General features: G+C 55.8%; 11 protein-coding genes. 8 read left to right on the forward strand and 3 right to left on the reverse strand.

What is annotated here, in order from left to right; translation table 11 throughout:
- Positions 1-265 (reverse strand): hypothetical protein (locus BMX85_RS29140; RefSeq protein ID WP_177196908.1); only part of this gene is annotated, 265 nt, incomplete at its 3' end.
- 347 nt (positions 266-612) lie between these two features.
- On the opposite strand from BMX85_RS29140, the gene tssF reads away from it, so the two are divergent.
- From tssF to BMX85_RS29160, 7 genes are all read left to right on the forward strand, one after another.
- Entirely contained in the window at positions 613-2,451 is a 1,839-nt protein-coding gene (gene tssF, locus BMX85_RS29145; protein ID WP_090328194.1) for a type VI secretion system baseplate subunit TssF, read from the forward strand.
- A gap of 37 nt (positions 2,452-2,488) precedes the next feature.
- Positions 2,489-5,266: a type VI secretion system Vgr family protein gene (locus tag BMX85_RS29150; protein ID WP_229210726.1), complete on the forward strand. Its 2,778-nt coding sequence runs from the start codon at positions 2,489-2,491 to the stop codon at positions 5,264-5,266.
- A gap of 16 nt (positions 5,267-5,282) precedes the next feature.
- A complete protein-coding gene (locus BMX85_RS30295; protein WP_143068097.1) occupies positions 5,283-6,677 on the forward strand; it encodes a hypothetical protein in 1,395 nt (464 codons plus the stop codon).
- A gap of 64 nt (positions 6,678-6,741) precedes the next feature.
- Complete coding sequence (locus BMX85_RS30300; protein ID WP_177196909.1) at positions 6,742-7,410, forward strand: hypothetical protein; 669 nt, start codon at positions 6,742-6,744, stop codon at positions 7,408-7,410.
- 92 nt (positions 7,411-7,502) lie between these two features.
- Positions 7,503-7,769, forward strand: coding sequence for a PAAR domain-containing protein (locus BMX85_RS29155; RefSeq protein WP_090328060.1), 267 nt, complete (start codon positions 7,503-7,505; stop codon positions 7,767-7,769).
- Positions 7,770-7,781: 12 nt separating this feature from the next.
- Entirely contained in the window at positions 7,782-8,885 is a 1,104-nt protein-coding gene (locus BMX85_RS30305) for a DUF6708 domain-containing protein (RefSeq protein ID WP_143068099.1), read from the forward strand.
- A 141-nt stretch (positions 8,886-9,026) separates the two neighbouring features.
- A complete protein-coding gene (locus BMX85_RS29160) occupies positions 9,027-9,944 on the forward strand; it encodes an Eco29kI family restriction endonuclease (RefSeq protein ID WP_090328064.1) in 918 nt (305 codons plus the stop codon).
- Here BMX85_RS29160 and BMX85_RS29165 read toward each other — a convergent pair.
- Positions 9,934-11,154 carry a DNA cytosine methyltransferase gene (locus BMX85_RS29165; protein WP_090328069.1) on the reverse strand — a complete coding sequence of 407 codons (1,221 nt, stop codon included), beginning with the start codon at positions 11,152-11,154 and terminating at the stop codon, positions 9,934-9,936. The genes BMX85_RS29160 and BMX85_RS29165 overlap by 11 nt on opposite strands.
- Positions 11,155-11,524: 370 nt before the next feature.
- Here BMX85_RS29165 and BMX85_RS29170 point away from each other — a divergent pair, with 370 nt between their 5' ends.
- The gene (locus BMX85_RS29170) at positions 11,525-11,974 is read left to right on the forward strand and encodes a very short patch repair endonuclease (protein ID WP_090328073.1); all 450 of its coding nucleotides are present in this window, start codon (positions 11,525-11,527) and stop codon (positions 11,972-11,974) included.
- A gap of 160 nt (positions 11,975-12,134) precedes the next feature.
- Here the strand turns inward: BMX85_RS29170 and BMX85_RS29175 are convergent, their stop codons facing one another.
- Positions 12,135-13,187, reverse strand: a complete 1,053-nt coding sequence (locus BMX85_RS29175; RefSeq protein ID WP_090328077.1) for a Z1 domain-containing protein — start codon at positions 13,185-13,187, stop codon at positions 12,135-12,137.
- Positions 13,188-13,229: the final 42 nt, after the last annotated feature.

Consider the following 13,229-nt stretch of genomic DNA (forward strand, 5'->3'; position numbering starts at 1 on the left):
GGTCGCGGCTGGCGGCCGTCATCAACTCCAGCAGCACCGGCTGGCCGATCAGCGACTTGAGCGAAATGGCGGCGTCGGTCGAGAGCGCGGCGATCCTGAAGCTGAAGCCGGTGCCGATACCTTCCTCGCCGCGCACGCACTCGGCCAGCAGCACGTCGGCGCCAAGCGGTGTCGTCAGCTTGAGCAGCCGCGTGCTTTGCGAGAAACCGGCGAGCAAAGCGAGCGGGTCGGACTCGCCTGACTGTGATGGAATCGATTCTGACATGTGACTCACACTCCGATGCATGGCGCTGGGAAACAGCGACTGACGTGATGCAATCCAAGCAAGATTACACCTTAGAATTTGCATCTTTACAAGTATGATTTGAATCGTGCTCAGCTGTACTTGTGCCGAAAACCGGTCGCCTCGGCTTGATATGGCGCAAGCCGCTTAGCGAACAGGATCGTTCAACCGAACGATCCACACGAGCGTGTTGCGTTTCCCGCCGTTGACTCCGGCACCTTGCGTCACCTCAAAAACACCCACCTTCCGGCGTGACATGATCGACATCCTGCGCAGTCCGTTCGTTGCCTTCAGGCATCGAAGTTGCGCACTCTGCGATGGATGCCGCGATGGAAAAACTACTGCCGTACTTCGAACGAGAACTGAGCCAACTGCGCCGCATGGGCGCCGAGTTCGCCGGCAGGTATCCCCAACTGGCCGGCAACCTGCAGATACGCGGCGAAACCTGCGCCGACCACCACGTCGAACGCCTGATCCAGTCCTGCGCCTTCCTCAACGCCAGCGTCGCCAAGCGGCTGGACGACGGCCACTCCGGCTTCACCGAAGCGCTGCTCGGCATGCTGTACCCGCACCATTTGCGGCCGATGCCATCGTGCTCGATCGCCCGCATCGACTACAGCGAAGCGCCGAAAAACTCGGTCAGCAGCGTCACCGTGCTGCCGCGCGGCGCCTCCCTGAAATCGCTGGCGCCCAACACTGTCAGCTGCGGCTTCCGCACCGTCTACGACGCCACGGTCGCCCCGGTCGCCATCGGTGCCGCGTGGTTCGAGCCGCACATCCAGGTGCCGTCGACGATCGCGCTGCCGCCCGACGCCAGCGCCGCGATCTGCATCACGATCGAAAGCACCGGCGTCGCGCGCGGCTTGGAGCTCCAGGGCCTGGGCACCATGCGCGTCTTCATCAACGCCGACGCCACGCTGCGCGCCACCTTGCGCGACGTGCTCTTCATGCGCACCGCCTGCGCCTGCGTGGAGGCCGGCGGCCAATGGCGCATGCTGGCCAAGCCACCGATCGCGCCGGTGGGCTTTGCCGACGACGAAGCGCTGCTGCCGGCCGCCCCGTCCGAACACCGCGCGTATCGCCTGCTGAGCGAATACTTCGCCTTCCCGGAAAAATTCGACTTCTTCGACATCGACCTGGGCGCGCTGATCGCCGCCAGTCCGGTCGACTGCACGCGGCTGACACTTCGCCTCGCGCTGGCCGATGTCCGTCCCGCCACGCCCGCCGCGCGCTTGCTGCGCACACTCACCGAAGCGAATCTGGTGCTCGGCTGCACACCCATCATCAACCTGTTCGAAAAAGCGGCCAAGCCCATGTTGATCCGCGCGGCTGCTGCGTGCCGCAGCTACCCGGTGGTGCTGGACGCGCTGCCACCCGGCGACTGCGAGATCTATAGCGTCGACGCGGTGCAGCTGGTGAGAAAGCAGCAGCAGGGCAGCAGCATCCAGGACTTCGCGCCTTATTACTCGCTGCGCCAGGGATCGTCCAGCGGGAAAGGCCACTACTGGCTTGAACACCGTGACGATCTTGGCGGCGCCACCGACCACGGAGTAGTGCTGACGCTAGTCGACCAGGAGCTATCGCCGCTGCGGATGGAGGACGGCACGGCATCGGTGCAGGTCACCTGCATCAACCGCAACCTGCCGCAAAACCTGCAGTACGGACGTCCCGACGGCGACCTGCGCGCGGTCAAATCCACCGGCAACTTCCCGATCCGCATGCTTCGCCGGCCGACCATGTCGCACCCGCAGGCGTTGCACGGCAACAGCCAATGGGGACTGATCGCCCATCTCGCGCCGAATCACCGCACGCTCACCCAGGAAGGCCTGCCCGCGCTGGCCGCGACGCTGCGGCTGTACGCGCAGCACGACAACGCCACCGCACAGCACCTGATCGAAGGCATCACCGGCTTGTCGCACCGCCCCGCCACGGCCTGGATGCGAACCGCCAGCGACAGCGCCTACCTGCGGGGGATCGAAGTGACAGTCACCCTGGACGAAGCGGCATACGCCGACACCGGCGTTCACGTCTTCGCCCAGGTGCTGGATCACCTGTTTAGCCTGACCGTCCACTTGAACAGCTACACCCAGGTGGTGATCGTCTCCCAAGCCAGCGGCAAGGAAGTGCTGCGATGCGCACCGCGCGGCGGCGCTTTGCCGCTGGCTTGACGATCCGCCACATCCGCCGCATACCAGAGGAGCAAACGTGGAAAGCGATAGCGATTTTTTCAGTTTCATGAGCATGCCCAAGGAGCTGGTCACCTTCAACCGGCCGATCCGGCTCAAGCTCGACCTGCCGGGTGGCATGAGTGACGACATGCTGCTGCCGCAGCGTGTATTCGGCACCGAGACGCTCTGCGGCGGCATCGACTACCGCGTTCTGTGCGTCTCGTCCAACGCCACGCTGCCATTGAAGCAGCTGATCGCCGTGCCGGCCGCGCTGCAATTCGTCACCGACCAGGGGGATTTGCGCAGCGTCTGCGGCATCGTCACCGAAGCCAGCTCCGGCGACAGCGACGGCGGACTGGCCAGCTACCAGCTGGTGCTGCGCGACGCCCTGGCGATCCTGGAAAAACGCATCAACACACGCGTGTTCCGCCAGATGGACGAAGTGGAGATCGTGCGGCAGATCCTGCTGGAATGGCGACACAAGAGCTCCACGCTCGGCGTCTGCTTCACGGACGAAGTGGACGAGGCGTTCCATCTGCAGGAATATCCCAAGCGCGAATTCACCATGCAGCACAACGAATCGGACGCCGCCTTCATCCGCCGCCTGCTCAAGCGCAGCGGCATCGGCTGGTACGTGCGCGCCGAGGCCAACGGCGACGTGCCGACGCACACGCTGGTGCTGTTCAATAGCGCCGACAGCCTGCGCCAGAACGTCGCCGGCACCATCCGCTACCACCGCGACGCCGGCACCGAGCAGCGCGACACCATCACCTCCTGGGGCGCGGTGCGCAGCCTGCAACCGGGCATGGTGACGCGGCACAGCTGGGACTACCGCTACTCGCAGGGGCCGGACTACATGATGGCGCAGGCCAGCAGCGGCGTCGATCAAGGCGTGAGCGGCAACGAGCTTGCCGCCAGCCTGGACGACTACCAGGTGATGATGCCGCACGCCGGCGACGACGTCGACGACTTGTGCCGCCTCGGCAAACTGCACATGACGCGCCACGATTTCGAATCGAAGTGCTTCCATGGGGAGGGCAGCGTGCGCGATCTGTGCGCCGGCGAATACTTCACCTTGAGCGGGCATCCGGAGGTGGACCAGCACCCGCGCGAGGAACGTGACTTCGTCGTCACGGCTTTGCAGGTGAACGCGCAGAACAACCTGCCCAAGGCGCTGGCCGAGCGCGTGGAGCGCCTGTTCTCGCGCAGCCGCTGGACGCAGGGCGCGCATGAGCCGCAAACGCAAAAGGAGGTCGCGGACAGGATGGCGTCGGGCGCGCTGCGGATGCATTTCCAGTTCACGGCGGTGCGGCGCGGCGTGAAGATCGTACCGGCGTACGACCCGTGCACCGACCTGCCGCAGGCGCTGATGCAAAGCGCGATCGTCGTCGGGCCGAAGGGCGAGGAGGTGTATTGCGATCAGATGGGGAGGGTGAAGATTCGCTTTCCGGGTACGCGGGCGGCGGATCACAAACATGCGGAAGGCTCCGGGGCGTCCAATGACGACAGCGACTCGGCCTGGGTGCGTGTGGCGTCGAACTGGGCGGGGAACGGGCCGGGTAGTGTGGATCAATGCGGAACTATCGGCCTGCCGCGCGTAGGGACTGAGGTGCTGGTCAATTTCTTGGGCGGTGATCCAGACAAGCCTGTGATCGTGGGGCAGCTATACAACCAGCAGGCGCAGCCGCCGGCGTTGGGCGATCAAGATGACTTGCCTGCCAACCGGTATCTCTCTGGGATCAAGAGCCGCGAGATAAAGGGTGATCGCGCCAATCAGCTACGGCTTGATGATACCAATGGAGAGATTAGCGCACAGCTTCGAAGTGATCATGGACGGAGCGAGCTGAATCTGGGTTTTCTGACTGAGCCGAGAAAGCACGGAGTTGGCGAAGCGCGGGGCGAGGGCGCAGAACTGCGGAGTGACGAGTCGATCGCTATCCGGGGCGCGAAAGGCTTGTTGTTAAGCGCTTGGAAGCGACTGAGCGGACCGGAACAACAGCTTGGTCGGGACGAATTCCTATCATTGTTGAATCAATGCGTCGAGCTAGCCCGCGCGCTTGGGGATTACGCAGAGACCCATCAAGCGCTCCCGACAGACACAGACGAACAATCCAAACTCGGCGATGCTTTCTATAAATGGAATAGCTCATCGACGGAAATAAAAGCGGCCGCGATAGCGATCACTGCCCCTACAGGGATCAGTTTCGCCACGCCGAAGGCTTGCGTTACTTACGCAGGTACCAGCTTAGACATGTTTGCGCGGAAGCATCTACATCTTGGTAGTGGAGAGAGAGTGGTCGTCAATGCAGGCAAAGGTGTATCGCTGTTTGCTGAAGACGGTGGGGTACGTGCGATCGCACATCGTGGACAACTTCTTCTGCAGAGCCAGCATGGCGCGACGGCTATCAATGCTTCCACAAATATAACCTTTACGGCGACCGAGGGGCGTCTCACCGGAATGGCAAAAGAGATTGTGCTTATTTCGGAGGACGGCTCGTACTTAAAGATTGGCGGCGGTATCGAGTTGGGTACGCGGGGGAAGATCAACTTTCATGGCGCGTCCTTCGAGTTCGCTGGTGGGAAGACATTAAGTACTTCGCTTCCGATTTTTTCGCAATCGGAGCGGAGGCAGAAAAAAGTAATGCAGATCGAAATGGTGGATGCGGATGGACAAGCTCCCAATCATGAACCACTTAGCATTATTTCACACGCCGATGCTTCACAGCAATCCGTGGTCTTGGAACGGGGGGCGTGCGCTATAAAAGATCTTCCGCCCGGGGGGGTCACGATATTTCAAGCTAAACGTCGAAATTAAATCTATTGGGTGAGGTATGGAAAGAAATAAGGTAAATAAAGATGGCACTGCTGCCGCAGCTGAAACAACGAAATCGGCTAAGCACTTAACTGTTCAGATTGACCTTCCAGGACAGCCAATACAGTGCTGGGGGCAAGATATTGACAAGGTCACTGTTTTACTTCGAAAGCACCGAGATGTCGTTTTTGACATCGACCTATGTGCAGGTAAAACCTATACCGTTTGGGCTGATAGAAGCGAAATGTATGATGCAAAAAACAAAAAACTGATACATCCGCGAGAAACACTAAATTTTAAGGACGGTGAGTTATTGCATATTTGGGTGTCGCGTGATTTTAAAGGAAAAATATTTCTTTATGAGAGCGCAAAATTAATTGGATCTTATAGTCTTCCAAAGGTGGATGTCGGCCTGGAAAGCTCGGATCCTGCCTATAAACCGCCACCAATAAATATTGCTTTAAAAGCAGAAGGTATTTGGTCAGATCAAAAAGCATTTAAGGTAATGCAGCCAGATGGAAGCTATTCCGTGCCTCGAGAATTGAAAAATAGCGAAGGCGATAAGTTTCTACATATAGTCGAGTTAAACGAAAAATCAGCCGACATACCAAAAGAAATACTGGATTTTTTCAAACACGGCGGCGAAAAAGAGGCATTTTTATCGGGCGGCGTGGCTACTCGCAACTGGATAATGAACCAGATAGCGTCGTTGGCTGGGTACGGGTTCGATAATCGATCGTGGATGAAAGAGCTGTTGGGTGAGAGCGTGACGCTAAAGGTAATTGATCATCAGGGCGGGCGGAAGATGTACGCATTTATTTCTGGCTCCGCACGTTTAAGACAGAATCTTACCGCACACAAATACAGTGCAATGAGTACAAAAGTTTTGGCTTTTACTTTTGGCGCGGGTTCTGTAACGGGGCTTCGCCACGCCGGTTGGGCGGCACTAAAAGGAAACTTTACGGGTGGCGGCCGCGCTGCAATTATTTTCACTATTGCTGTAGATGTAGCGGAGTGGTTAGGCGACTACTCTAATATCGATCCACTTACCGGAAAACCGAAACAAGATTTAACAGATTTATTTGTGAAGATCGGGATCGACGTCGGTAAGAATCTTCTTAACGGTCAGATAGTTAGCTGGCTGATAGGACTGACCCTCTTCACAGGAGGAACATTTGCGATCGCGTTTATTGTTGTTGGAACAGTAACGGTAACTTTAGCTGTGAATTTTGGCGTCGATTTCTTGGATAAAGAATTTGGTATTTCTGAAAAACTGGCGTCATCGATTCGAAGAGCGCCTGCATTATTGGAGGAAACATTAAGTAAAGATTACCAAGGATTTACTAATGCAATCTCACAGGCAATAAAATTTGGAGAGCGAAGCTATGATTCTTCATTGCGGCCCGTTAAGTAATCCATGGACTAGGGGCGCCATAATTTTTTTTATATATAACTCTTTCTCAATTTTTTTAACTTGGATGGTTTTTGATATAGCTGAAAAACCACAAAATTTCACTGGCCTGCTTTGGCTAGTTGTTGTAGGGATCTCAATTCTGCTCTATTTTCTAGGAGTGTTTTTTGAAGTTCGGGGGTTGAGATGCTCAATTCTGATTCTCGGGATCTTTGTTGCGCTTCCGGGTCTTATATTTTGCACTGTACCTTTATTTCTTTTTATGGAATTGGCTAAAATTCGGTCGGAAATAAAGATATCCATCCTTTTTTCATACACATTTTTATTGTGTGCATGGTGTTTATTTCAGGCGCGAAAGATAATTTATCTTGAAGGAAAGCACGAATATTTAAAAAAAAATGTGCGAGTAAGGGGGGCAATAGGATTTTTTTATCCATATTCTGCCGGAATGCTTTGTGAAGAAGGCGGTGGTAAAAGTGTAGGGAAGCGCAGAATCTTGCCGATTATTGTACCAATTATATTTTTTGGTTATCCGGCGCAGAGGTTAATAGCTGATGTGGGTGGGTCTGTCGGTTTCTTCGGGGTTATTGCAGTTCTAACCATACCCATGGCATTGTATCTTGCAGGGAAAATTTCTGCTGGTTACTTTCTATGGGTTTATTTAGTTGGAAATTTTGAGAAGAAGAGCAGCATAAAAATATTTTTGAGATACCGTTTTGCATTTCTGTGTGAGTGAAATCATGGGCGCATAGGTTGGTGAGTGCCCAATTGGATAGCCTTATAAGCTATCGAAACAGTTGAGAAACAGCCTAGAACAAAGGAAAGTAGATGCCTAACGTCATCCGCGTCGGCGACGAAACGTCACATGGGGGAAAGGTCCTTACCAGCGGCGCTGAGCATTTTGTTGTCGGAGGAAAGCCTGTAGTCGTGGTTGGAGACAAGTGCATGTGCCCCGTCAACGGTCATCAGAATTGTACTGTCGCCAGTGGAAGTGCAACCCACACTGTCAACGGTAAGGCCGTTGCCTACGATGGCGACAAAACATCTTGTGGGGCGACGCTAATCTCGTCGCTCGAAACCTTTTCAGAGAGCTGACAGGAGATCCCGATGGACGAACGAGTTTTTCTTGCAGAAGTCGGTGATCCGGTTCCTCCATGGGATGCTAAACACAGGCTTCCGATAAGCGGGGCGGTTGGCCCAGAAATCGCTGATAGTGGAACCATTTTTAGAGTCAATTCCACGTATATGGATGTCAGCGATCAACCCCACTTGATCAGGCAGTGGCATGTAGGAAGAACGATGGTAGGGTGTCTTTTGGGTCTCCTGTGCTCAGTTGTTGTATTTATCTTCTTCGCTTATCCACCTCCACGCATCGGAGCGTTGGGGGCTGTAGCGATAGGCGGAAGTCTGCTATGCGCGTTCTACGCTTTTGAGCTAGCCATACGTTTCGGTGGAGAAGAATTTTTCTGGCTACGACGTCGTCCGATTCGTTTCAATCGTGAGGCGGGTAAAATTTATGCAATTCGTCATCGGCGCTATCGAAATTCGGCCGTCGCCGGCGATATTTGCTGGGAAATTCCCTGGGATGAGAACTCGATATTTTGCGTGCACAAGAGCCCGTTGAAGTTTGAGGGAGGTGAGCGCTTCCATATTCGTTGCTACCAACTGGGTCCGAAAGGAAATGTTGCCCGGGCTTTTGCAATTGGCCGTACGTGGCAGGGGGGCGACGGCATGCGAGACTTGTTGGCGCAATGGAACTACTGGTGCGCCTACATGAACAGCGGTCCCAAGGACTTGCCCAAGCCTATGCTTTACTTGCCGGAACGCGAAACAGTTACCGAGAGCTTCTTATGTTGCATGTACGAGTTGGGCTTCTATCTCAAGCTGGGTCCATCGACACGGACCATCTTAAGTCCATTTGTTCTGCTGTTAGCGAGCTATCGTTTGATGTCGATGTGGACTTGCCGCGATCCGGTTTGGCCGCCGGAGGTTTTAGCCGTCAGTGAAATTACCCCATGGGATATCCATACTCAGCCTAGCTATGACACGCCGATTGGTTGGGCTGAAACTGAACGCGCGAGAGTTGAAGGCCGCTACCCACTGGCACCGCGCTGTAGCAATCCTGATTGGTCCGGGGAGGCCGATCCGATCGTCAACGCCAAGCGATGGATCGGAACGGGTGACCGCAAAGGATCTAGTCGTAATTCTTGAAAAGCGGCATCAACACCTAGCCACCGCGTATAACTTGCTGCCCAAGCGCACGCGATAGTAAGATCTCGAGAGAGGTCAGCAACTAACCGCTGATCAAACTCTCGATTCCATCGAGCCAGACGACCAAGCCCAAGGCACCCGATGGCAGCAAACAAGAAACAACCCTCCCCACTAGCCTCCCTGCTCGCCGAGCTGCGTACGCTCACCGACCGCATCGCCGCCGCCGAAGCCGGCGAAGACCCCCGCGCCGTCAAGAAACTGCGCCTCGGCCTCGAGCAAGTCACCGCCCAGCTGAAAAACGTCACACATAAGCTCGACCCGGTGCTGCGTCCTGAATCCATCTTCGACCCCACCGACCCCAACACCTCCGGCCGCGTTGTCGCGCTGACACTGGTCGCCCAAACCAAGCACCCGCTATCGAAGATCCCCGAATTCTACGGCGCCGGCGTCTACGCCATTTACTACCGCGGCAACTTCGGCCCCTACGCGTCGCTAAAGGGCATGGACCACCCGATCTACGTCGGCAAGGCCGATCCCGACAACCAAGCCGCCAAGGACGCGGTCAGCCAGGGCACCAAACTATCCGCCCGCCTCAACGAGCACGCAAAAAGCATCCGCAGCGCCGGCACCACCCTCGACATCAACGATTTCGACTGCCGCTTCCTGATCGTGCAAACGGGCTTCCAGAAATCGGCAGAGGACTACCTGATTAACTTCTTTAAGCCGATCTGGAATTCGGAAACGAAGATATGCTTCGGCCTGGGCAAGCACGGCGACAGCTCGGAAACCCGGGTCAACAAGCGCTCCCCGTGGGACACGATGCATCCCGGCCGGAAGTGGGCCGACGCCACCACGGAAAATCAAAAGGCGCCGGAAACGATCGTCGAACAGATCGGCGCCCACCTGGCCAAGCACCGGCCTTACGCCGACATCCACGAAATCTTTGAACGGTTCACCGAAGACATGCATCAGCTGAACTTGGACCACTTCTACACCCCGGCCCACGGCTCCGTCGAGCTGGAGGAGGCTGCGGCGCCGGCCGGCGACGCTACTTCCTGAGCAGCTCGCACACGCTCTCGGCGATCACCGACGCCAGCCGCACCGGCACGGCGTTGCCGAGCTGGCGCATGACCTCCGACCAGGTGCCCTCGAACAGGAACGTGTCCGGGAAGGTCTGGATGCGGGCCGACTCGCGCACGGTGAAATAGCGCATCGAGCCATCCGTGCGCCGCAGCATGTTCTCGCCGCCCGGCACGCCGTGGTCGCCCGCCTTCAACGCCTTCGCCGGCTCGTCCAGCGGACTGCCGGTGTGGCCGACATAGGCGCGCGCGCCCGGCTGGAAACGATGCGCCTGCACCTTGTTGGGGTGACGCTCCGGATCGGGCAGATCGCAAATGGCGTCGCGCACGGTTTTCCACGCCAGCAGGTTGGCACCGTAGTCGGCGTCGACAAGCGTGCGGATCTTCTTCTCGACGCCCTCGGGCCGGGGCGGCCGGTGACGCGTGGCCACCTTGTGCCGCTCCCAATATTCCCCGGACGCCCATTGCGACAACAACAGCGCGTCGGCGCTGTGCGTCTCGGCGGGCGGCGTCCATAGCTTGTCCTGGTCCGCGCGGAAGCCGACAAAGAACACGCGCATGCGCTTCTGCGGCACGCCGTAGTTGGCCGCGTTCACCAGCTTGAACGTCACCCGGTACTCGCTGACGGCGCCCGGCTTGTTCTTCCACTTGCGCAAGCGGGCCAGGTGGTCGCCCCACTGCTCCTTCGGCTTCGCGGTCAGTGACGGAAACTCCAGCTGCAGCAGGATATAGTCGAAGTAGTCGGCGAAGGCGGCGCGCGTGAGGCCCTGCACGTTCTCGAAGACGAACGCGCGCGGACGGGCCTCGCGCACGGCGCGCACCGCCTGCGGAAACATGTCGCGCTCGTCCAGGAAGCCGCCGTGCTTGCCGCCCATGGAAAAGGGCTGGCAAGGCGGACCGCCGGTGATCAGGTCGATGCCGTCGAAGGCGTCGTACTTGAAGTGCTTGACGTCGCCTTCCGTCACGTCCGGCCAATGGCTGATCGGCGCGACCTGGTGTTGCTTGTTGTGCCGGATAGTGTTGCAGGCGTGCGTGTTCCACTCGACCACCGCGCGATGGCGCACGTCGTTGCTGGAAAACCCGAGCGCCAGTCCGCCCGCGCCCGCGAACAGTTCGATCGATTCGAGGGGGCGCGGCGCCAGCACCAATGGTGGTTCCTGAAGCGCGGAGGTGAGAGGCTGCTTGTACATGGTTTTGAGAACGTCGGGTTGAATCGGTGCGGCAGCGGCCGGGCGCGTCACGGAGGCGGATTTCGCTACGTCGAGCGGCGAGACCTGTGTGAGCGTGCGGTCGGGTGGCGCGGTGCTGCTAAAACTGGCCGTAGATGCCGGCGGCGTGACTCGGCAGTATAAAGCAACGGGATGACTGCGGCCATATCAGCTTTCTTTGATTGACGGGTATGTCGCCTGTTTCCAATGCCCAGCAACTGCAAACACTATGCTGATTATACTGTGAATTCATACAGTATCCAATGCGCGTTCTTTGCTTATCCTCAAAATGCTCTTGAATATTTTGTGGCAGGTGCAATCCTCTTCTTGTTGTTGAAAAGGAGGTGAGCAGATGGTTGACTCGCTGGATCAAGCGGCGCGCAGTGCTGTCATGGCACGGGTGCGAGGTAAAAACACCAAGCCCGAGATGATTGTCAGAAAATTGGTGTTTGCTGCCGGCTATCGCTACCGGCTCCATGTGCGCAAGCTGCCGGGCTCGCCGGATCTGGTTTTCCCCTCTCGCAAGAAGGTGATTTTTGTTCATGGCTGCTTTTGGCATCGCCATGATAACTGCGCGGCGTCAAGAATACCGAAGTCGCGCGTGGACTTCTGGAGCGACAAGCTCAACGGCAATAAAGCTCGGGATCAGAGAAACCAGGAGGCGCTAATCCACGCGGGATGGCGGGTGCTAGTGGTTTGGGAATGCGAACTGGGCGATCTCATAGTGTTAGAGGATAGACTGAGGCTGTTTCTGGGACCGATCACAATGAAATCCGTGATCAACGGGCATTCGAAGTATTAGCGTTGGCGACGTGGCTAATTTATTATTAGATGACGAGAGTGACAGCCTCAAAGGATCAGAAAATCTCTGCTCTTCTCTAAGTTTTTCGAGGCAATAATAAAAGCCGATGTGCGGCACTGAACCAATAATTATAGTGCCGCTGACAGATTATCTTTCTAGCTCAAGTTATCGTGCTCATCGAGCTTGCCTGGCTTTTATTCCTGGTGAATTGAAGACTGCCCTTATATTTATAAAAAAGCTTTGCTTTTCCATCTGAGTTATGCAATATCTTAATATGATGAACCGCGTCCGGAAATTTACTTTTCTCGAGCTGATTATTGCCGATAAAACCCTTCGAACGAGAAATATTAACTTTGTCCGCAGAATTGTAGCCGTCTATAGATGCCGCCGTGTGGATCGCAAGCGTGCCTGCGTCATACGAAGATACGGTTTCAATAGAATTAATCAAAAATCTCGGCAAAGATTTTATGCCGATAATTTTTTGCAATTTTCGTAAAACTTTAATACTTTGTTGATCCTTTAGAACTAAAGTATCCAGATCATTAGAAAACTCAAACATTCCAAACGACATCTCTCCCCGGTCGATTGCCACGGTTGCCTTTTCAATGCTAGCGGATACAGCGATTGATATCCGTTTATCGCCTATCCATACTGGTGAGCCGATTTCTTCTACAGTCGCTAACGCCAATTTGTGAAAAACAAAACACCGGTGCCAGTCGGAATAAAGCTGTGACGGTATTGTTAATTCAAAATGTTCGAGATATTCCCCGCGCGCCCCAAACATACGAGCCCGCTGAATATAAGTGTCTTGCTGCAATCGATGGCGCACATTTCGTGTGAAAAACATTGACAATAAATTGGGGAATGTAACTCCACGGGAAATAATATTCCCACCAATAATTATGGAAAACGGCGAACTGGGCTCTGTGGCATTTTCTCCCGCAGCGATTCGATCTCGTTCGCTGTTAATCACAGTAAGGGTGGCACGAGAGGCATTTTCAACTACGTATGTCGTAATCTCGTCCGTATTTTTCGGAAATATCTTCTTTGCTGCAAGATAGATCTTTTTGACTAACTCGTCGAACTCCGTACTGTCGCTGTCGATTAAAGTATTAATTGAATGCTCTATGGCGACTCTATCTGTTTCATGGTGTTGATTTGCACCGAAAATTGACCCACTTTCCCCAGTAATTTGCAACTGAAACTGACCCACGTGAAGAGCACAATTCGACCTGTCTCATCGGCAGGAGAACGG

The organism is Duganella sp. CF517 (genome assembly GCF_900110275.1).
In the GTDB taxonomy this organism is placed as follows: Bacteria; Pseudomonadota; Gammaproteobacteria; order Burkholderiales; family Burkholderiaceae_D; genus Rugamonas.

Bases quoted from the DNA above. Each gene is read 5' to 3' on its own strand.
- BMX85_RS29170 (WP_090328073.1), top strand. From the start codon at position 11,525: ATGGTTGACTCGCTGGATCAAGCGGCGCGCAGTGCTGTCATGGCACGG.
- BMX85_RS29155 (WP_090328060.1), top strand. From the start codon at position 7,503: ATGCCTAACGTCATCCGCGTCGGCGACGAAACGTCACATGGGGGAAAG.
- tssF (WP_090328194.1), top strand. From the start codon at position 613: ATGGAAAAACTACTGCCGTACTTCGAACGAGAACTGAGCCAACTGCGC.
- BMX85_RS30300 (WP_177196909.1), top strand. From the start codon at position 6,742: ATGGTTTTTGATATAGCTGAAAAACCACAAAATTTCACTGGCCTGCTT.
- BMX85_RS30305 (WP_143068099.1), top strand. From the start codon at position 7,782: ATGGACGAACGAGTTTTTCTTGCAGAAGTCGGTGATCCGGTTCCTCCA.
- BMX85_RS30295 (WP_143068097.1), top strand. From the start codon at position 5,283: ATGGAAAGAAATAAGGTAAATAAAGATGGCACTGCTGCCGCAGCTGAA.
- BMX85_RS29165 (WP_090328069.1), bottom strand. From the start codon at position 11,154: ATGTACAAGCAGCCTCTCACCTCCGCGCTTCAGGAACCACCATTGGTG.
- BMX85_RS29160 (WP_090328064.1), top strand. From the start codon at position 9,027: ATGGCAGCAAACAAGAAACAACCCTCCCCACTAGCCTCCCTGCTCGCC.